The 19,425-nt window shown below is 41.5% G+C and carries 22 protein-coding genes; 10 read left to right on the top strand and 12 right to left on the bottom strand.

The window, feature by feature from the left end:
- Entirely contained in the window at positions 1-1,008 is a 1,008-nt protein-coding gene (locus ACBZ72_07885; GenBank protein XES76100.1) for a hypothetical protein, read from the bottom strand.
- 102 nt (positions 1,009-1,110) lie between these two features.
- Here ACBZ72_07885 and ACBZ72_07880 point away from each other — a divergent pair, with 102 nt between their 5' ends.
- Together ACBZ72_07880 and ACBZ72_07875 are read left to right on the top strand one after the other, a co-directional pair.
- On the top strand, positions 1,111-2,973 hold the full coding sequence (locus ACBZ72_07880; GenBank protein XES76099.1) for a DUF4209 domain-containing protein: 1,863 nt from the start codon (positions 1,111-1,113) through the stop codon (positions 2,971-2,973).
- A 32-nt stretch (positions 2,974-3,005) separates the two neighbouring features.
- The gene (locus tag ACBZ72_07875; GenBank protein ID XES76098.1) at positions 3,006-3,512 is read left to right on the top strand and encodes a YkgJ family cysteine cluster protein; all 507 of its coding nucleotides are present in this window, start codon (positions 3,006-3,008) and stop codon (positions 3,510-3,512) included.
- 437 nt (positions 3,513-3,949) lie between these two features.
- Here ACBZ72_07875 and ACBZ72_07870 read toward each other — a convergent pair whose 3' ends face one another.
- The 9 genes from ACBZ72_07870 to ACBZ72_07830 form a co-directional block, all read right to left on the bottom strand.
- A complete protein-coding gene (locus ACBZ72_07870) occupies positions 3,950-5,080 on the bottom strand; it encodes a hypothetical protein (protein ID XES76097.1) in 1,131 nt (376 codons plus the stop codon).
- 14 nt (positions 5,081-5,094) lie between these two features.
- Positions 5,095-5,883, bottom strand: a complete 789-nt coding sequence (locus ACBZ72_07865; GenBank protein XES76096.1) for a hypothetical protein — start codon at positions 5,881-5,883, stop codon at positions 5,095-5,097.
- Complete coding sequence (locus ACBZ72_07860; GenBank protein XES76095.1) at positions 5,864-6,496, bottom strand: hypothetical protein; 633 nt, start codon at positions 6,494-6,496, stop codon at positions 5,864-5,866. The genes ACBZ72_07865 and ACBZ72_07860 overlap by 20 nt, the downstream gene beginning before the upstream one ends.
- 209 nt (positions 6,497-6,705) lie before the next feature.
- Positions 6,706-7,776, bottom strand: coding sequence for a mechanosensitive ion channel family protein (locus ACBZ72_07855; protein ID XES76094.1), 1,071 nt, complete (start codon positions 7,774-7,776; stop codon positions 6,706-6,708).
- A gap of 60 nt (positions 7,777-7,836) precedes the next feature.
- Entirely contained in the window at positions 7,837-8,136 is a 300-nt protein-coding gene (locus ACBZ72_07850) for a hypothetical protein (protein XES76093.1), read from the bottom strand.
- Between the two features lie 59 nt (positions 8,137-8,195).
- The gene (locus ACBZ72_07845; protein ID XES76092.1) at positions 8,196-8,651 is read right to left on the bottom strand and encodes a sodium:calcium antiporter; all 456 of its coding nucleotides are present in this window, start codon (positions 8,649-8,651) and stop codon (positions 8,196-8,198) included.
- A gap of 59 nt (positions 8,652-8,710) precedes the next feature.
- Positions 8,711-9,151 (bottom strand): hypothetical protein, encoded by a 441-nt coding sequence (locus tag ACBZ72_07840; protein XES76091.1) that lies wholly within the window; start codon positions 9,149-9,151, stop codon positions 8,711-8,713.
- Between the two features lie 106 nt (positions 9,152-9,257).
- Positions 9,258-9,533: a winged helix-turn-helix domain-containing protein gene (locus ACBZ72_07835; protein ID XES76090.1), complete on the bottom strand. Its 276-nt coding sequence runs from the start codon at positions 9,531-9,533 to the stop codon at positions 9,258-9,260.
- Positions 9,514-10,038, bottom strand: a complete 525-nt coding sequence (locus ACBZ72_07830) for a hypothetical protein (protein XES76089.1) — start codon at positions 10,036-10,038, stop codon at positions 9,514-9,516. Before ACBZ72_07830 ends, ACBZ72_07835 begins: the two co-directional genes overlap by 20 nt.
- Positions 10,039-10,531: 493 nt before the next feature.
- Here ACBZ72_07830 and ACBZ72_07825 point away from each other — a divergent pair, with 493 nt between their 5' ends.
- The 5 genes from ACBZ72_07825 to ACBZ72_07805 all read left to right on the top strand — a co-directional run bounded on the left by ACBZ72_07825 (position 10,532) and on the right by ACBZ72_07805 (position 13,696).
- A complete protein-coding gene (locus ACBZ72_07825; GenBank protein XES76088.1) occupies positions 10,532-10,801 on the top strand; it encodes a hypothetical protein in 270 nt (89 codons plus the stop codon).
- Between the two features lie 321 nt (positions 10,802-11,122).
- Positions 11,123-11,509, top strand: a complete 387-nt coding sequence (locus ACBZ72_07820) for a hypothetical protein (protein XES76087.1) — start codon at positions 11,123-11,125, stop codon at positions 11,507-11,509.
- 99 nt (positions 11,510-11,608) lie between these two features.
- Positions 11,609-11,851: a hypothetical protein gene (locus tag ACBZ72_07815; GenBank protein ID XES76086.1), complete on the top strand. Its 243-nt coding sequence runs from the start codon at positions 11,609-11,611 to the stop codon at positions 11,849-11,851.
- A 17-nt stretch (positions 11,852-11,868) separates the two neighbouring features.
- The gene (locus tag ACBZ72_07810) at positions 11,869-12,270 is read left to right on the top strand and encodes a hypothetical protein (protein XES76085.1); all 402 of its coding nucleotides are present in this window, start codon (positions 11,869-11,871) and stop codon (positions 12,268-12,270) included.
- Entirely contained in the window at positions 12,209-13,696 is a 1,488-nt protein-coding gene (locus tag ACBZ72_07805; protein XES76084.1) for a tyrosine-type recombinase/integrase, read from the top strand. Before ACBZ72_07810 ends, ACBZ72_07805 begins: the two co-directional genes overlap by 62 nt.
- Positions 13,697-13,869: 173 nt before the next feature.
- On the opposite strand, the gene ACBZ72_07800 is transcribed toward ACBZ72_07805, so the two are convergent.
- Together ACBZ72_07800 and ACBZ72_07795 are read right to left on the bottom strand one after the other, a co-directional pair.
- Positions 13,870-14,283, bottom strand: coding sequence for a hypothetical protein (locus ACBZ72_07800; protein ID XES76083.1), 414 nt, complete (start codon positions 14,281-14,283; stop codon positions 13,870-13,872).
- Between the two features lie 16 nt (positions 14,284-14,299).
- Positions 14,300-14,521 carry a hypothetical protein gene (locus tag ACBZ72_07795; GenBank protein ID XES76082.1) on the bottom strand — a complete coding sequence of 74 codons (222 nt, stop codon included), beginning with the start codon at positions 14,519-14,521 and terminating at the stop codon, positions 14,300-14,302.
- A 680-nt stretch (positions 14,522-15,201) separates the two neighbouring features.
- Between ACBZ72_07795 and ACBZ72_07790 the strand changes: the two genes are divergently transcribed.
- From ACBZ72_07790 to ACBZ72_07780, 3 genes are all read left to right on the top strand, one after another.
- Positions 15,202-15,816, top strand: coding sequence for an MBL fold metallo-hydrolase (locus ACBZ72_07790; GenBank protein ID XES76081.1), 615 nt, complete (start codon positions 15,202-15,204; stop codon positions 15,814-15,816).
- A 363-nt stretch (positions 15,817-16,179) separates the two neighbouring features.
- On the top strand, positions 16,180-18,576 hold the full coding sequence (locus ACBZ72_07785) for a glycosyltransferase (protein ID XES76080.1): 2,397 nt from the start codon (positions 16,180-16,182) through the stop codon (positions 18,574-18,576).
- A complete protein-coding gene (locus tag ACBZ72_07780) occupies positions 18,573-19,424 on the top strand; it encodes a glycosyltransferase family 2 protein (protein XES76079.1) in 852 nt (283 codons plus the stop codon). Before ACBZ72_07785 ends, ACBZ72_07780 begins: the two co-directional genes overlap by 4 nt.
- Position 19,425: the final 1 nt, after the last annotated feature.

Raw genomic sequence — 19,425 nt, 5'->3', positions numbered from 1 at the left:
CTAATGCTGAACTGCGCGCCACAATGCCACAAGCAACGACAAAACTGCAATGGCAAGACCGAGGTCTTTACTATGCTGAGTAAACCATTTTTTGGCTCCAATTTCATAGTCAATCTCTGAAAGCATATCCTCTTCACTGCAAACGATTTTTCCACTGATGTTTCTTGTCGCTGTTAAGGTTTCGTTAAGGTCAATTTCGTTTTTTAGCTTGTCAGCAAAATCAATTGTTGCTTCTTTAAGCCGTTGTTTTTCATCATCGCTTCCAGCAAAAGCAACTGTTCTGAAATAGTCGTAATATCCTTGCCCTTTGAGAAGTTGAAGGTTGTACTTAGACCTAAGATAAGCATTTACATAATCAATTGCACTCTTGAAGTCACAAACTTTGCTCTTATACTCAGCACCCAAAACACAATTTGCTGCAACTCTGAAATAAGTTCTTGCGCAGAGCCTAAGGTTCATTCGATTTTTTCCTGATAACAATAGCCCAATGGCTGAGCCGCCAATCAAGGCTTCAACCAAAGAAACTCCCACATAGGAGAATATGAACGCAGGCAAGACGATGGCAAATTCACTTGGAAGATAATTTGTGTAATAAACTGCAATAACAAAGAATGCACTCCATAAGAGGACAACAGCACCAGCCAATACCCAAAACAATTGCGAAAGCGCGTCTCTTAGCTTCAACGTTTTGGTAAAGGATGATGGATTAAGCTCAGCCGCTTTTACCATCACTGGAAAAGTCAAGCCTATTGGAACTATGATGAAAGCCATCGCTAAAGCAATGTTCAATAACTGGTTATTCCCGATTAGAAATAGCTGAATTGGTATTCCCAAAACCGCATACAATGAAGCAAACAAATTTAAGGCAAAATAATTTTTGATCAGTAAATTAATCGCTGAGTTTAAGAAACTTCTTGTTCTACTGGTAATTACTTCTCTTGATTTTTGTCCAATCTGTCCAACTTTTAAGGCGAAATGCCCGATGCGACCTTTAATTTGCCAGCTCATTTGTTTATCGTCTTAATGTTGGTTGCTTTTAAAGTTAAGCACTCCTTAAATTTCTAAAAGGTATAATGAGTTAGCTAAACAAAAGGAGCCAAGGGGTAGTTGGTGGCTGAAATCTCAGATTTAGATAGCTTGTATAGACTTCTCGAAGAGAAAGCTGTCGATTACAAATATCGTGAAATCGCAAATCTTTTTCAAAAGATACGCGATAAAATGCATATTGAGAACAAGAGCGACTTAGAAGCGAAAGCTCAATGGGAGATAAACATCTTCAATTTCTCTTTTGCTGGAAATGCTGTTGCTCCGTTATACACCCAACCCGACAATGAAGGAAAACTTGTTAGTTATCCAGTTTACGACGCGTTTGTTCCACAATCGTATGACTACATTATTGAGAGGTTGAAGTCAACTCACAACCCTCTGCTAAAGGCGCAATACGCTCATTTTCTATGGTTCAGTCCCAAAAAGCATGGTGACTATGCGCAACTGGCTATAGACAACTATCTCCAATTGATAAAACTTTATGAGCAAAAAGACAAAGATGATCCACAAAAACATTTTGGCTTTGATGTGGTAAGGGTTGTCGAAAATGCGCTTCTAATTTCAAAAAACATTAACGATGCAAATAGAATAGACTTAGCAAAATCTGAAGTCAAGCGATTAATTCTCGACTTTAACGCAGAGAGCACTTGTTTGTTCAGGGTTCGTATGGATTTAATAGGATTGATGATAAAGGAAAAAACCGTGTTCACAAAGGCTGATTTTAGCGGTATAGATGATATCTGTTTCAACTTTTCCCAGTCATTAGGAGACTCACATCAAGCAATCACTATTCTGAAACTTGGCGAAATGGTTGAACAAAAAGCTGGGACAACCAAATACAACTGGAATGAAGTGATGGCAGAATCCTACGAAAAGATGATGAATGCTTGCTTGAGGAGCAACAAACATGTTGCCATTGACTTCTGTAGTGATGCCTTAGAACACTATAAGCTTGCAAAAAACTCAGCGAAAATCCAAGAGCTTGAAGGAGTTTATACTGAGCTAAGTCGAAGTCTTGAATTCCCAAAGATTGAGGTTCCTATTAACCTCAAGGAATACATTGCTGACTGCGAAGCAAGAGTAAAAGAGTTGATGAAATTCACGCCTGAACAGATAATTTGCTTCATTATGACGGATAAAAGCTTGCTACCTGGTTATCAATTTACAAAAGAGTTAACACAGAAAATTTTAAAGAAGCATCAGTTGCAAGCTATTTTTCCAATCACTCTTACCGACGAACAGGGGCATACAGCTCAATGCTTTACAACACCAGAAGAAATTGAGCTCTATAGGACACTTCATCAATACCATATGATTCTTGAGAATTATTGTTTGCGCTATCTAAATATGGTGTTCATTGAAGGATTGAAAGAGAACAAAATTACATATGAAGCGCTCATGGATTTTTTCCAAAAGTATAGCTGGTTCGGTAAAACTATTCCTAAAAAGAGATTCAACAAAGAAGTGCCGCATAATTGGTTAAGCTTGTTAGCGCCTTCATTGTTTGAATATTTCACTCAAATGGATTATTGGCGAGTTTCAGAGAATTATCCAAATTTAGTTCTATGTATTGATTCTTTAATTTTAAAGATTGAAGGATTACTTAGAGATATGTTCTTTTTCAAGGGTATTGCCACTTTTACCTCTAAGGCTGACAAGAAACATGGAAAAAGGATTACTTACGAAAAAGAATTAAATGCTCTTTTGAGTGAGAAAAGAATAAGCGAATTATTTGACCCTGACGACCTTTTGTTGTTCAAATTTGTGCTCATAGAAAAAGCAGGATACAATCTAAGGCACAAGATAGCGCATTCATTAATGCTTAGTGCTGAATATCAGGTTCATTATATGCATCTCTTGATTCTCATACTTTTAAAACTCGGTAGTTACAACCTGACAATAACGAGGAAAACTGAGGCTAAATAAAAGGATGAGCCGAATATCGGGGGCAAATCTGATTGAGTGATTTAACCTTCAAGTGCAAAAAGTGTGGAACATGTTGCCGAGGTCTTTTCGTTGAAGAATTTGGAATGTTGCAGGGTTTGTGCTTAACTGAAGAGGAGGCAAAAGAGTTTGACCCCAAATTCATTGTGCCTTACATCGCTATTGGCGATAAGGAACCAACAACTATCGTTTATTATCAGCTTATACTTGCGGATTGTCCTCATTTGAACGAGAAAAATGAATGCGAGATTTACGAAAAAAGACCGCTAATTTGCCGAGTTTTTCCAGTTCACCCAGACCTTAACCGTACCGTAATTCTGCCGAAATGTCCACAAATTGAAAAGTATTGGAGTGGAGCAGGGAAATTATGCCCTGTCTCTATTGAGGATGATGAGCTTGAAGGCGCTTTAACGAAAATAAACATCCGTTCCTTAATGCATAGAAATGAATGTTTGGATAAGGGCTTGCGTTTCTGGTATTTTGATTTGGCAACCAAAAGCTGGCGTCGGTCAGAACGATAAAGATGTTAAGTCACGATAGATGAAATATTTTATCGGCTTTGTTTTTGTTTGTAACTCAGATGCCTTAATCGCTGCCTTGCTTATCGCTCGAAAACAGCAGTCTTTTACTGGTATAGTTCTAATTGCCGGAGTTACCGCTAAAACATCCGAATGAGCAGTTCCAAAAATAACGAACTAAAAAGGACAACAAACAAGGAAGGCTGTCAGTTTGAGAGCAAAAACTTTCAATCTTTCGGTTTTATTATCACAGTTTCATGGAGGACGGCATCAAAAAACGCTTGCATTGTTCCAATAACTGCTTTTGTTCTTTCAATCTTCATAATTTTGAGCAAATACTCATTCGACTTTGAAAACAAGGATAACTCGCTATCAACTGTGCTTTGAAGTTCGCGCGCGCCGATATGAAGTAACGCAAGAAGCATTCAGGGGTTTGAACTTTAAGATATCAAAAATGGGTAATCTTTTTTGATTTTTCTTATCGCTTTTTCTTTAAACTCAAGTTCCTTTGCTGTTGCAGTCAACTTCCCTGTTCTGATTCTCCAAAAGCGGACAAGCCTTCTTGTCTTATCACGTTTCTCTGTTATCCATTGCTTTTCGGGATTATTATCAAAAAGAGGCAGGATTATCTTCTGATAAATTCGGTCTCTCGCCATTAGACCAACGGCACCAGATGGATTCTGAATTCCGTCCGCAATCATATCCAAGAGTCTATCGCCAAACTCTGTGCTAACAAGCTTAGGGCTTATCGCCTGTAAAATTTGGTTCTCCCTTAAGTTCACTTCAAAGACCTCCAGCATATCCTCTGGAAAACAAACTTTTCTTGCCTCTATTAACAGTCCTTCTAACATGGCAGAAATCAGCCCTGGAAATACAAAGACTACCTTATCGATAAGGCCAGGACACAGAGAAGTAACCGCCTGTATTTTTGTTAATTTGTCATTCAACTCTTTACTATTTGTTGTCCTTTCAACCTCTACCCAAAGCTTTTGCCCATTTTTAAGTACAACATATAAGTCCGCTCTCTTTGACGCTTCTTTCCAGATGTCTTTATCGCTTTTTCCTTGAGCTATTTTTTCAAGAACATCCCTTATTTGTGAGTATTCTTCAACAAAAGAATCGACTCCACCTCGATAATCGTTAAAATACTGAAGCATTACCTCCCGCATTAAATAATGCTCCATTGTTTCCCCCCTTTGCTTTGCCATTTTTTGTCCATCTAGCTCAAATGTAAAGAGCTTGTTTGCAACAATATCGAGTTCTTTTTTCATTGCTTCAAATGTTTCATTAAGAGCGATGAGATAGTTACCTTTAACTTTATTCCACTTGAAGTATCTCTCACGGGTTTTGGCATACAATAAAAAAGCTTTTAGTAATGTTTCTCTTGCTTGTTTTTCCGTGAGAAAGTCCTTTTCATCAATAACTTGTTTGGCTACCCATTGCTGGCTTTCATCTGTGAAGATAGTTCCATTTTCATTTATAATTTTCTTAAACTCTTCATAATAGTTGCTGGAACCAATATTATAGCCGTCAAACTTGCAGGCTGGATCAAGCTTCCATCTATCGTCCATGGATACCATAATGCCTACGTTATCTCCTTTAATACTCGTGTTATTTCTTGGCTGTCGATTCCTAATATTGCTGCGACTTTGCTGATGTCTTCGGTGGAGAAGTTTTGCACTGTTTTTCTTATCTTCTCTTTGGGTGTTATGGCGAAGAGTTGTTCTTTGAGCTGGGACAATTTTATGTCTGAGTGCCAAAGAAGGGCGTAGATGTCGGCTATGTCCTTGAGCAGTTTGTGTTCTTTGTCTCTTCTTGGGGCAGAGTTGATTTTCATCGCTAGCATGACATGGGGCTCTGGAGTTAAGACGTCTTTTCCAAATAACGGTTGGGTTCTGTGCATTTTTTCTTGGAAAACCAGCGATAAAAGAGGCTCATCTATTGGCACAAAGCCAAGCAGGTTTTTTATTTCGGGGTGGATGCAGTCAACGATTGGATCTATGTACAACTGAAATATCTGGTATAATGGAAGTTTGGCTGATTCTTCGGGCGTTAACTCTTTTCCTGTGTCTATGTCAAAATCCTTGACCAGCCTAAAACTCACTGAGTTAAAACCCATGCTTTCAGCCACTTTGATTGTGGTAGCAAACTCCGAATTTTGCAGCTGCTCCTGAGTCCATTCCAAGTTTATGTGAAAGCCAAGGTCAATGTCTCTTGAGCCGATGTAGGTTCTTCCGGTGGCTTTTTGGAAGTTCTGATTTACCAGATAGTAAACTGCCCATCCACCGAGCAGGCAAGTTTGGATTTTAAGTTGAGAAAAGATTGCCTGCATTTGTTCTTGCGAGGTTTTTGTTTCAGTTGTTTGATATAGCATGCTGCTCCACCTTGCTGATGAGTTTCTCAGCGGCTTCGGTACATACGCCGCCTTCTTGTAGCAGGTCAACGATTAACTGCGGAATGCTCACAACCGTTAAGTTTTGGCGTTTAAATGCTCCGTAGAAGACGTGTTCGTCTGCTATGAGGAGTCTTAGGTTGCCTTTGCCGACTAACCCTTCAGCAGTCAATTCTTCATGCCATTTATCCATGTCTTCCATTTTTATGTATAAGTCAATTCGGGAAGGAAAGAGATAGTGTTGGACAAGGTTTTCTGCCTGATAAGTCGTGAGAGCATACGGAAGCTTAACTGTTTGAATTAAGTCGAGAGGATTTTTGTGCATGTAATCTCTTTTTTCGGGCTTGGTTTTTATTTGTAGCCAGTAGTTGATGAGCCCCGCATAGTCTGTGACCTCGGTGCCTTTGACCAGTTTTTGGGCTTGGAGTTTGTTGAGGAATTCATGCGTCCATGGGAAAGAGGCTTCTGCCATCTTGGCAAGTTTGTACTTTGTGAGTGTACCGTTTGGCTCAACTAGCAAGGTTCTGATTATGCGTTCGCGGAGTGCGCCTCTATTTTTTCTGCGTCCCAGTGTATCGGTAAATGTTGTTGTCACGAAACGTTACCGATATATCGGTAATCGACGTTATTTAAATACATTACCGATATACGAAAATGAAAGTGCACTTTGATTAATGCCACCATGGCTGACTATATACGTAGCCACTAGAACTCGCCTCAACTCCAGAATGTTTGGTCATTTTTTGTGTCGTTGTTTTTCCGCGATATAATAAAATAGCTTATTTTAGGCAGAGTCATTTTTTTCTATACATGCTTTTTGATATACACTGTGCTTGTTCGGAATGCCATCTCTATGCCCTCATGTTCAAACGCTTCTTTAATTGAAAAATTGATTTGTTGTTGTGTATCAAGGTATTTGGCATACTCTGACGAGTTAACGTAGTAACTGATTAAAAATTTTGGGCTACAATCGCCAAACTCTGTGAAGTGTACGCGTTCTAGAGTAGCAGTGTCTAAATTGTTAATTATGTCCGCTATTATTTGTGGGATTTTCTTTAACTTCTCAATAGGTGTATCATAGGTTACGCTGATTGTGAAAGTTACCCGCCTTTTTTGTAGCTTTCTAAAGTTTCGTACGCTAGCAGAGGTTAATTCTTTGTTGGAGACGATTAGTTCTTCACCTTGTAGAAGTTTAAGACGGGTGGATTTGATGCCTATGCTGGTTACGGTTCCGCTGTATTCGCCCACGACTATGAAGTCACCAATCTCAAATGGGCGGTCAAAATAAATTGAAAATGCGCTAAAAAAGTCGCTTAAGGTGCTTTGTAAGGCAAACGCTATAGCGATACCTCCAACGCCTAAGCCCACGACTGCTCCAGTGAGGTTAACGCCGAACACGTAGAGTATAATGAGAAAAGCAAAGATGAAAATTACTATTTGCACTATTTTTTTGAGCAGAAACAGGAGGTGGTGGCTGTTTTTTCCTGCTATACGTGCAGTTCTGCCTGCGTACCAGTCTGTCACTGCGTTTGAGACTTTGGTGCAGGCGAAAGCGCCTAGCAAGATTTGGAGTACTGTGAAGACTCCTGTTAAGGTGTCTTTGTATGGTTGTAGGAACGATAGAGGTGAAAGCGCATACTCGATACCCAATACTATTATTGTTATCACTATGATGACTTTCACGGCGACGAGTATCTTGTCGTCTATGGTGGTTTCGGTTTTCTGTGTCCACCTAGAAAAATACCTGCCGAAAACAAGGTATGCGACACATCCAATAAAAGCAATGACAGCAAATATGACTATTGAAGCTAAGATTTCAGCGTTGATAGCGCTTGTATTTAGTATTTGCTGGAAGATTTCTGTGAGAGTGGCCATCTTGTGTTTGCCGCCTTCTTTTCAAAGCGAATCAGTTCGATTGTAAGCCTAGGAGAGTTTCTAAATTGAAACGATTCTTGTAGGCTGCTCATTGAGGTCAAACCCTAAAACTTCGCCAGTACTGTTTACCTGGAAAGTGAATGTTTTCGTTTTTTGATTTGGGAAGGAATATTCAACAAACGCATCCACAACCCAGCAATCTTTGCTTTTCCAAACTCTGGTAATTTTTGTTATTTTTCTAAATTTGAATCGTTCATTCTCGGTAGGAGATTGCGCGATAGCTTTCGCAAAGTTTGCTTTAAGCCATGCTTCAATATTTTTTGTAATGTTTTCAAGTTTTGGGGGGTCTAATTTTGACACCTTCTTTCCAATGTTTTACGTAATTTTTTTGTCTGGTCAATTACTCATTTTACCGTTAATCAAATACCGAGGGCTTCAATCAAATACTGAATTATAACGAAAAGCGCATAAACGCCGATTAACAGCATCGCGTCTTTCTTATCTATGGTCCCGTCTCTTGAACGTAAGTACACAAATATTATTGATGCCGCTACGAACACGCCAGCTGTTAATGGGGCAAGCAGGTTTGGTATTCTGATAGGATGTACAAGCGCAATTATGCCGATTGTCAACATTGAATCTGCAAGAACATTGCCCAAAATGTTGCCTATGCCAATCTCGCCATCCTTTGCTTCAGCCGCGCGAACGGCAAACGCCATCTCAGGCAAGCAGGTTCCAATAGCAACAACAAGCCCCATCAAAAACAAGGGCAAACCAAAGACTGAACTTAACTCCTGCGCGGATTGAGTTACTAGCTCGCTGCCAATGAACAATACTGTTATCCCAATAATTAAGAGAAAAACGGTAATGCCCAATCGAACTACTCTTTTTGAAAAGCGCATGCTCTCGGCTACGCCTTTTTCTTTGTGCCCAGTTATAAGTAACCAAACAACATAGACGACGAAACCACCCACCAGAATGAGTCCGTCTGTACCGGAAATTTCTCCGTCCAAGAGCAAGAATACTGGAAAAGAAGAACTGCAAAAAAAGAAATCTTCAAATTCTTTATCATACCTGAAGTCATTTTTTGGTTTCCTGCAAGCAACACCACAATTCCAAGGACTAACGTCAAATCGGCAACGTTTGCCCCAAGAATAATGCCTAAACCGAAGGTGGATGTTCCGTCAAGAGCGGATAGGATACCGATGGATAGTTCAGGAAGAACTGCGAGTGTGCCTGCTATTACTACACCAGTGACGAAGGCGGAAAGCCGAAAGAACTTTGACAGACTCGTAAGTCGCTTTATGGCTTCATCTGCGCCATAAACCACTATGGCGATTCCAGCACAAAGGACTAGTACAGTATACCAAGACATAATTAATTCAAGAAGAGTACCTGATTATGGGTATTTAATGCACACTCACGATAGGTGAGTAAAATAAAATTTCAGTTTCTTAAAGCAAACTCGTTTCTGCTGTTTTCTATCGGTATGTTAAACCCATGCGGTTCATAAAATCAAGAACAGCCTCGTACTCTCTAAGGTATTGTTTACCCTTATTCGTCAATTTCAGTGAGGTCTCATCTTGAATTAAACCTAGTTCCCTTAATTCAGAGATATAGCTTTTCAGCCTATCAAAAGGAACGTTTATTCTTAACTGAATACGCGTAAGAACAACCTTTTCGGTATTCGTTTCACTAAGTATTGAAAGTAAATCCCCATAAATCTTCATTTTGTCTCTACGCGGGAGCTTTTTCATCTAAACCTCCCTTCTTAACCGAGACATAGAAAGTTCGATAGGCAACGAAAAGGAAAATAAGCAAACTTACCAGACGAAGGACATAAGCACCAATGTATGCTGAGAAGCTTGAGTCAATCGACCAAATTAACAAAGAGTATTGACCAAAACCTAGCAGTAGGTATGCAAAAGGAATCCATATCGTTTTAGGATTAGGATTTGACACATGACTTCTTAGGGTGTGGATAGAGATGTATGCAAGAAAAATAATGTTGAAAAGCCGAAGGGCGTTGTCTGCCATTTGGTAGCTAGGCAATTCAAACATTGGAGGTACACCCACAATCAAATATGAAAATAGTATAGCAAAAAACAAGGCTACATAAGTGGTGTCCCACCATAAGCGCATGTTTTTGGTAGGTTTCTTTGAAAAATAGTAGGTTGCCGCCAGAAAAGCAAAGGCATAGGCTTGCGTTAAAATCTGGAACCATTTAATATCGTCCGCAAAAAGAAATGACCCAAAATACACGCTTGTCCCCATGAGGATGTACGATATGCCTAAAAGGCCAAAGCCCAGAGGCAAACCGAGATATCGTCCCTCACCGGTAGTGCGATAGGGTTTTATCATGAACCTTAGCAGAACAAAGCAGAGTATTGCTGAAATAGCGTCTACCGAGACAAGAGCTAGATTGATCATGCATTCATTTCCGTTTTAATTCTTTATCTTTTTTTCTATAACAATAGCTCGTTGTATTGCTGCTTCCCCTAAAAGTCTCCAGTACCGCGCGTCCCCTTAAACCCTTTTTAGCTGGACCCCTTTTTGCTGGAAAGGAAATCAAATACCTTTTTTGTAAGTATGTCATCCTTTGATTGATTAGTCATGGCTTAATTATTCCTGACATGTGAATTTTACTAAAATTCGTATAGACGTATTTAATGTGCACTCACGATAGGTGAGTGAAAAATAAATAACATTTTTAGGTAAACATGCCCTGTATGAGAAATTCTTCGAGGGAAATACTATGTACCCACTGGCAGATTCAGCCGAGCGGAAAAATCGTTCACAAGGAGGGAACAAAGAGAAAGAGGCATCTAAAAATCTGTCAATAGAAGATAACAAAGCCACTAACGAAAATATCTGCAGTGATGAAGAATACATTTTTGAAACAAGTGGGACAAATGAAGAGATAGAGTACCCCACAAAAACAACAAAAGTGCATCCGAAAAAAGAAAACACGCTCTTGAAAAAAGAAGAAGAACGAAGAAAACTGTGGTATTTTGCTCATGTCTAATAATCTACATATTACCAGCCACCTCCAATTGGGAATGCCGTCACGCTATTCATAGGACTGTTTAGAATAATCGCAGGTCTAGCAGCAAGAATAGGCGAGCGTTTACTGCATAAAAAAGGAAAAATGCCGAGTCTGACTGTTCCGAACAATCTCCCTTTTTTAGGCCCTATAAAACTTCACTATGCGCTAAACATGGTGCAGCCAACATACTCCCCATTTTGCTTCTATGGGAAAGGAGAGGCGTGCCTCTGAACGGCAATGGTGGCATGCCAAAGTTCCACGCCTCTTTTGCTCCCTTATCCGTCGGGGGAGTAGACATCTGTGGCACGGAAGCGATGCAAGGGCACAGAGCTATCAGTGTTCAGTGGTCGACAAGCCAAACTGAACTTCATCATCTTCCTAATTCTCTCATCAAATAAGCTCCTGACGAGCTATGACGTATACTTGAAAATCAGAGGCATCAAAGGATACAGGCACACTAAACGGCAATGCGTCGATAGACGAGTAAAAGCACTCTGCCAACAAGGCTGGTTAAAGAAGGAGGGAATAAAACCGGCAAAAGCCCATTTTCTCTCCCCACTCTATAAACTGAGCTTTAGAGCACAAGCAGCGCTTGTCTTGAGCAAAAAAGACCTGAACTGTTTTCTCCTAACAGCCCCAGAAACCAACCTGCAAATGCTCATCGAAGCACTTTCGATATGTCTTTAAAAGATACGTCACTTTGCGGTGCCCTTCAAAGTGATGAGCACTTTGCGGGGGCAGATACTTTTTATGGTGAGCCTGAGAGTTGGTCAAGGTGAAAACTGCTTGGTTAATCTTGTCGAGGACTGGGTGGTTCTTGAAGAATATGCTGGGGAAAAACGAGGCTTCTACCAGATACTCGGCGTTGACGGAACATTCGAAGTCCGGGTGCAAACAGGAAGGGTTGGCTTCATAAAACAGTTCAAGCGAGCTGATGACCCGCGCTTAACTAAAATTTTGGATTTCTGCAAAAACCATCGCTACATCCAAATTAGCCAACGCATCCGAGGAGAAAAATTCTTCAAATAAAAAAATGGTGAGAGGAAGTGGCTGAACTTACGTTAAACATAACAAAATCTCCAAGTTCACCCGAATTATTCATGAAGCTAATTTTTGTCCGTTATCTTGACCATGTCTTGTATAATCGAAGTTCTGCCATAGCCATGAAACCTCAAACAAGAGAAGCAGTGGGTTGGCTGATCTACGATTGCGATTTGTACCTTGTTTTAGCCTGGGATAGAGATGCTGAACCGCCCACTTTGCATGGTGGCGACCCTAAAGCTTCAGGTCTTGTCTTGTTAAAATCGGATATCTTGGAGCTACGAAAGCTATCGTCGAGTTTTGAGTTGAATTTAAATTGCAAACAGCCTAAAGTAGAAGGTGAGTATGCGTTCCGACCATCGGAGCGAAAAACTCAAAGAAAAGGAGCAACGGCAAATGACCGCTGAAGTCATAACAAAAGCCATTGCCTCCCCTATAATCATCAGAAACCAGAAGCTGTCCTTAGAAGAGCTAAAAAACCTGCCAGTACAGATGACAATCCAAGGCAACACAGTCACTTTTGAATACAGCAAACGCGGATGGAAACTAAAAGAACCCGTAACAGTTAGCTTAGAAAAAGTTTTAGCCGCCAAAGAACGAGGACTCGTCGAATACGTTCTCAACGCTTTTCTCTCTGACCGACCATCGCTTATACCGTTTGTCTTCGACAATCAAAGCGTGCTCAAAGTAGCACGTCACCTGCTTCGCCACTGCTCAGGATCACCCAACACCTGCTGCACATACACCGTGCAAATCAGAAAATACTCAATCTGGCTCGGCTACAGCCCCGACCTAATAATCCAAGACATAAAACCAGTCGGCAACATCCCAGACCCAGCACGAGTCCAAAACCACACAGGCTACATCAACGACTACTTAGCCTCACTTCAAGACGACGGAATAAAACCTGGACCAGTCAACAACTACATCAAAAGCGTCAAAACCTTCTACCGAATAAACGGCGCCAAAATCGACCTCGCCGAACCCCTCAGCCGAAGAGTAACCTACAAAGACCGAGCGCCAAAACCTGAAGAACTCGACAAACTCTTGGAAATCGCCAACCTACGCGATAAAGTAATAGTCACATGCTTAGCCTTAGGCGCCTTCCGAGAAGACACCCTATCAAAACTCCAATACCGACACGTCCGCGACGACTTAGAAAACAACATAACCCCAATCCACGTCCACATCGAAGCAGACATCACCAAAGGCAAATACCACGACTACGACACGTTCCTCGGCGCAGAAGCAGCCCAATACCTAAAACTCTACATAGACCAACGCAAAAAAGGAACAGAAAAAAACCCGCCTGAAAACCTAACCGACCAATCACCGCTAATTCGAGACTCAACTGAGAGCAAAACAAGAAACATATCCTCAAAACAAATCCGCTACCTAGTCCACCGACTCTACCTCAAAGCAAACCTGATAAAGCAACGAAACGGACGAATGTACGACCTAAGAGTCCACAGCCTACGAAAATACTTCAAAACCCAACTGCTCGCTTTAGGTGTTCAACCTGACTACGTTGACTACATGATGGGACATACAGTCGATACCTACCACGACATACAAAGCATTGGAATCGACAAACTACGCAACGTCTATGCTGCATCAGGATTATGCATAAAACCAAAACAACAAGTCAGCAAAGTCGAAGCCCTAAAAGAAATAATACGCGCTTGGGGAATGAATCCTGAACAAATGCTAACCCGAGATGCACTAGCCGAAGGCGCAGTAACCTGTATAGGTCCAGAAGACTTGCAAAGACGCCAGCTAAAAGTTCTCAGCCAACAGCTAAAACAGCTGATCGACAAGGAGGCGTCAGTATAAATGCGTTACCAGTCGTCTGATAACCGTCGGACCCGCCACCCACCTTTTGGTTTTTATGTCCCTTCCAAACTGGTTTGTAGGTTGCTTTAGGGTGTTAAGAAAAACGATGAATGCTGATTTCAAGATAAGCTAAATTAACGGTTAATGAAAGAATTCAGCAAAGAAAGGGTGTGTCAAATGCCCAGTTCTATCAGTTTTCTGGGGCTGTTGATTTCTATGGCTTTGGATCCTGTGGCGAACTTCAAAATTTTAGAGCTGGCATCAGCACCCAAAGTAACAACCGTATCGCCCTTGTAGGAAAGCGTTACCGTGACGCCTGCCTTGCATAGATCTTCAGCGATATCCTTCGCGGCATCAAGCGTATTTGAAACTGTTTTGATTCCGCCAAATCTTGTCTTCTTGCCTTCCTCTGAATCCTCTGTCTTGTTTGATTGCCGAATCGCTGAGAGTATTTCTTTAAGAAAGTCTTTGTGGATGGCTTCAACATCAATTCGTTTGTTTTCTATGTTGATTTCCAGTTCTTCAGTGTTGTTGGTGGAGACAGTGACTTTGCCTGACTTCACAAGTTGACCTATTAATTCGGCCAACTGTATCTCGCCTACCTTATGGCGCCTGTTCTTCGGTTCCCTTTGAATAGACTACGTCTAAGACGACGGCGCCGTTTACTTTTGCTTTTACCACGCCGACTTCTAATGTCAAATCCTGGAAACTCAGTTTGAGGTCTGATTGTTTTCCTGCAAGTTTATCCATGACTGCCAAAATTGTTTCACTTATCGTTTCAGAGGTTCTTTCTAAAGATTTTGCCACTGTATTTTGACTTTCCATTAAGAACACCAAATAACTGATAATGACAAATAGTCTATAAACTTTTAGTTTTTCATTTTTTTGTTTGTTACAAAAAACTGTGGTTTCTGTTGTCGAGTTGATTATTTTAAGCCAAAAATTGGTATAGCTTTACTGTACCTGTACAGTTGTATCTCTTGGTTTGAACATTAGGTTGTCACAATTCGTGAACAACACAGACTTATATGCCCTTTTTTCCATCATCTCTCGACCCATAAATTGAAGTTAATAGGTGTGGCAAGCAGAGCTTGGGTCTATTATTCTCAGAGGGTAATACTTGAAAACACAAACCCTGCTTCTTTTGGCGGCAAATCTGGGATGCATGCTTTTTTTAGTGTAATCTTTACCCAAATGCTGCTTTTTGGGGGCGCATCTCACACCACTTCCCTTTATGAACCCTCCCTAATCGTCATTACTGTTGAAGTTGTAATGATTTGGTGTCTTGTGCTTATTGACGCAGTCTGCATAATCAGAGGCATACAATCTCAAAAAAACCACGATGGCACGTTTCGACGTGTAAATATGTGTGCAGCTCCGAAACCGGTCAGCACACCAGAGTTAAATAAAAACAATGGACCTCAATTGTCAGAAGCTAATTAAAAGGCATTTTGAAAGAAAACTTATTTCAACTCCCCCTGAATGCATTAACCTTGGGTTTAAGGATGTTCTTTGAACAAATCAGTCAGCACAGCGACAACTTCTCTTACATAATTGCCGATGAACTTTCAAGGGAGTCGGCAGTGGTGGATTCAAGTTTTAACACAGACAAAATCCTGCAAACTCTCAAAAGCGGTGGTTACGCGCTTAAATACATAGTTAGTACGCATGAACATCTTGACCACACCGCTGGGAACCTTGCGTTAAAATCGGTTTTTGGTGGGCAAATCGTGGCTCACAGACTATCTGGAACAAAATTTGATGTAGCAGTGGATGAGGGTGATGTGCTCAAAGTTGGGGCTATCGACATCAAAGTGATTTACACTCCTGGGCATAGCGCAGATGGCATTTGTCTTCTTGTGGACGGAAGGAAACTCTTAACTGGCGATACGCTGTTTGTGGGGGAGTGTGGCAGAACAGACCTTCCCGGAGGTAGCAGCCGAAGCCTCTACGACAGTCTTTTCAAAAAGCTTCTGAGACTAAGTGATTGTGTTGAGGTGTATCCTGGACATGACTACGGGTCAAGACCCTCCTCAACAATCGGCGAGGAACGCCGCTCGAATTACGTTTTGCAGCCCAGAAGCCTTGAAGAGTTCGTTGTGTTCATGAAACAACCCTGAATTGGATTTGATACATCTTATTAATTTTTGACATTTTTTATGAGGATTATTTTTCAGAAAAATTTGTTGACGTTTATTCTTCTCTTTTTTGATGGTCTGCAACCTCTGTTTTGCGTGGTTCTTCTTTCGACTTGTTGGCGAATGCCCAGTAGGTGTGTGTCATCACAAGATAAACTATAAAAGACAAACGAGCGGATTAGTTCATGGGGACAAAATGATTTACATGCACAGACGTTCGCAGATACGTCAATCACAGTTGAGGTGGCTAATAGTAGCGTTTGTGTATGCTTCACTTTCCTACTAATTGTTGGTGGGCGTTACAGTGTTGGAAAAAAATGAAGTAAAGGTCGATGAAGTGGCTACATGAACGTTTTTGGGATAGTTTCATCAATTTTACTCGCTGTAATGCTGATTTGGGCAATTTATCATGCTCGAATAATCTTTGCCGGAATCAGACATGAAAAACAGACAAAACTTTCCCATAGTTCCATCGATGAACAAAATCTGCCAAAATTTTCTTTAATCGTGCCCGCCAAAGACGAAGCCGCGGTTATTCATCGATGTCTAAATGCTTTAACGAAACTAAATTATCCTAAAGACAAAATGGAAATACTTGTGGTTGCAGGTACTTCTAAAGATGATACCCAAAACATCTGTCTTGATTTCTCCAATCATTATCCCGACAGTGTTAAGCTTCTCTGTGAAACAGCTTCAAAAGGTAAACCTGCCGCTTTGAATTTAGCTTTTGCTCAAGCGACCGGCGAGATAATTGGCGTTTTTGATGCTGACAGTGTTCCCCAGCCAGATGTTTTACAAAGACTCGCATCCTACTTTTCGGACCCCACTGTTTCAGCAGTTCAGGGAAGCTCAGTATCGCTGAATGAAAGCCAGAACATGTTAACCCGCGTAGCTGCCGCTGAAGACAAAGCTTGGTTTCAAGGTCTACTTCATGGTAGGGAGAAACTTGGGCTTTTTGTTGCCTTTACCGGTAGCTGTCAATTCATCAGAAGAAGCGTTCTCGAAGAAATGGATGGTTGGGAAGAATCAGCTCTGGCTGAAGATGTTGAGCTTTCCCTAAAGTTAGTTAAACATGGTCGTTGTGTAAAGTTTGCCCCTGAAGTTTCTTCGGGTCAAGAGACCCCTTTCTCTTTAAGAGGGTTGATTACTCAGCGTACCCGTTGGTATAGAGGGTACATGGAAGCATCCCTCAAATACGGAAGTCTACTAGACAATATCAATCGCCGAGTAATCGACGCGGAACTTTCCCTCATCGGGCCTTTCATCATGATTGTTTGTTTTGCCAGTTACATCAATTGGGCACTCAGTATGTTTTTTCCCTCTGAGGGTGTTATCTTTCCGTTTTCCACAAATCTTGTCATCTTACTAACATCGGTTACCCTGATTTCGCTGGGCGCTTCAATGGCGTTTTTTGAAAAGCCCGTCAAACTCAAAAACATAATTTGGGTTCCATTTGTTTACGGCTATTGGTTCATGCAGATGTTTATCGCGTTATGGGCTTTTATTCAATTCATTTTCCGACGACGTAAAGTCTGGCAAAAAACCGTAAAAGGTGGCTTCGTCAAAACAGATCACCCTTCAAATGTCTCCCTTTTGAAGTCCTCCCCGCTGCGTGTTTGTTTAGTTTCCTCCTACCCTCCTAATCGTGCCCGTTTAAGTGAATACGCCAAAAACTTAGTGAACGCCATTAAAGCTAAGTCTTCGATTGGCCGAATTTACTTGTTAGCTGACAAAACAAACCTTGATGAAGTATCCGAGGACGACCCAAAAGTTGAGGTCCTGCGTGTTTGGCAACCTGACAACCCCTTTTCAATACTGGGTATAATCTTGCAAATTGTGAAGTTGAAGCCTGATGTGGTTCACTTCAATATCCACTTCCAGAGTTATGGCAAAAGTCGCCTTGCAAACTTTGCTGGTTTCTCTTTGACCTTTTTAAGTCGCCTTTTAGGTTTCAAAGTTTTGGTTGAAGTGCACAATTTAGGCGAAAAAGTGAAACTGGAGCACGTTAACATTAAACCCAGTTTCCTTAACAAGGTGGGCATATTGGTCGCCACCAAATCTGCGCTTACTGCCCAACGCGTGGTGGTTACGGTTAAGTCATATGCAGATTACCTAAAGGACCACTATGGCAAAACTAACATACAATACATACCCCACGGCACAGTATCCACCAACTGTTCCTTTGTGGACCCCCCAGACAAAGTAATCCTGTTTTTTGGACACATGGGACCATACAAAGGGCTTCCCATAATGTTACAGGCATTTGAGGCTCTGCAAAAAAAACGCGCTAATGTCAAACTCGTTGTAGCAGGTACCAATCACCCCAACTACCCCAATTACATGTACCCCTACGTCAATGGGCATCCTCAGCATGTAGAATTTTTAGGGTATGTTCCTGAGCCCAATCTCGAGAGAGTTTTTACCCAGTCCGATGTGGTCGCGATACCGTATTTGGCTGCGACGGGAACCAGCGGTGTCTTCCACTTGGCATGCGGCTACGGTAGGCCTATTGTAGCATCGAATTTGCCTGAAATCAGAGAACTTGTGGATGCAGGTGCTTCTGCGTTACTGGTGCCTTCAGGAGATGTTGAAGCATTGGAGACTGCGCTTCTCAAAGTGTTGTTTGATGAACAGCTGGCTACCCAAATGAGCGCTCAGAACTTAGCGTTTGCCCACGGCGAAAGTTGGGGTGTCATTGCAGACGCGTATGAACGGGCATATCTGGAGTTAGCGGCTAGTTGAAGCCAAACCCGCTTGAACCTAAAGAAAACGTAACTGTGGTGATTTCCACCTTCAATTCCGAGAAAACTTTAGCTCGATGCCTAAACTCACTAACCAAACAAACATCCATCTGCATCGAAATCCTTGTTGTCGACAATTACAGCACAGACAAAACCCGCCAAGTTGCCCAAGCTTTCAATGCCAAAGTCCATACACATAAAGGAACCCCCGCTGCTGCAAGAAACCTTGGCTTTCTTAAATCCACTGCCCCTTATGTGCTCTTTTTAGATTCAGACCAATTTCTCAAAGCTGACGCTGTCGAGAAATGCATCCAAACCTGCAATTCCAGCAGCGTTGAAGCAGTCAAAATTCCAGAGGTTTTTGTGTGGGAAACTTTTTGGGGCCACTGTTCAGCCTTTTGGAAGAACAGAATGGTCAAAGCTTGGGGCCAAACAGGTGGAATCCCAAGATTTTTCAAACGAGATGCGCTGTTGAGCGTTTCAGCTTTCAAAAGTGAGTTACGTTTTTGGGAAGACCAAGAGCTACATCAAAGGCTCAAAGCTGCAGGCGTCAAGGAAGGTTGGTGTAGCAGCCAGGTTTTTCACTGTGAAAGCGGCTCGCTGAAGGCTATAACAGTTAAGTACCTCATGTATGGGCAGTCGGTAGTTGCGTTTTCAAAAACCAAAAACAGAACCCCTCACCTTCTGACCGCCAACCTAACTTTGCGTACCTTGTTAGAGGTTATGCGAACCCCTGGACGGTCTGTTAAACTGTTTTTGGGTTTTTGCCTGCTTTTTACAGTAAAAAGCATGTGCGCCACATTAGGGTTTGTAACCACCCGAATCTCCCTCAAAAATTACAACACGTAAC

The sequence above is a fragment of the Candidatus Bathyarchaeia archaeon genome, assembly GCA_041447175.1.
Taxonomy (GTDB): domain Archaea; phylum Thermoproteota; class Bathyarchaeia; order Bathyarchaeales; family Bathycorpusculaceae; genus JADGNF01.
This window is presented reverse-complemented; position numbering and strand designations above follow the sequence as displayed.

What these genes read in the sequence shown, in the direction of transcription:
- ACBZ72_07785 (XES76080.1), top strand. Translation starts at nt 16,180, where the DNA reads ATGAACGTTTTTGGGATAGTTTCATCAATTTTACTCGCTGTAATGCTG.
- ACBZ72_07865 (XES76096.1), bottom strand. Translation starts at nt 5,883, where the DNA reads ATGCTATATCAAACAACTGAAACAAAAACCTCGCAAGAACAAATGCAG.
- ACBZ72_07870 (XES76097.1), bottom strand. Translation starts at nt 5,080, where the DNA reads ATGGACGATAGATGGAAGCTTGATCCAGCCTGCAAGTTTGACGGCTAT.
- ACBZ72_07825 (XES76088.1), top strand. Translation starts at nt 10,532, where the DNA reads ATGTACCCACTGGCAGATTCAGCCGAGCGGAAAAATCGTTCACAAGGA.
- ACBZ72_07835 (XES76090.1), bottom strand. Translation starts at nt 9,533, where the DNA reads ATGAAAAAGCTCCCGCGTAGAGACAAAATGAAGATTTATGGGGATTTA.
- ACBZ72_07855 (XES76094.1), bottom strand. Translation starts at nt 7,776, where the DNA reads ATGGCCACTCTCACAGAAATCTTCCAGCAAATACTAAATACAAGCGCT.
- ACBZ72_07805 (XES76084.1), top strand. Translation starts at nt 12,209, where the DNA reads ATGCGTTCCGACCATCGGAGCGAAAAACTCAAAGAAAAGGAGCAACGG.
- ACBZ72_07790 (XES76081.1), top strand. Translation starts at nt 15,202, where the DNA reads ATGTTCTTTGAACAAATCAGTCAGCACAGCGACAACTTCTCTTACATA.
- ACBZ72_07795 (XES76082.1), bottom strand. Translation starts at nt 14,521, where the DNA reads ATGGAAAGTCAAAATACAGTGGCAAAATCTTTAGAAAGAACCTCTGAA.
- ACBZ72_07840 (XES76091.1), bottom strand. Translation starts at nt 9,151, where the DNA reads ATGTCTTGGTATACTGTACTAGTCCTTTGTGCTGGAATCGCCATAGTG.
- ACBZ72_07885 (XES76100.1), bottom strand. Translation starts at nt 1,008, where the DNA reads ATGAGCTGGCAAATTAAAGGTCGCATCGGGCATTTCGCCTTAAAAGTT.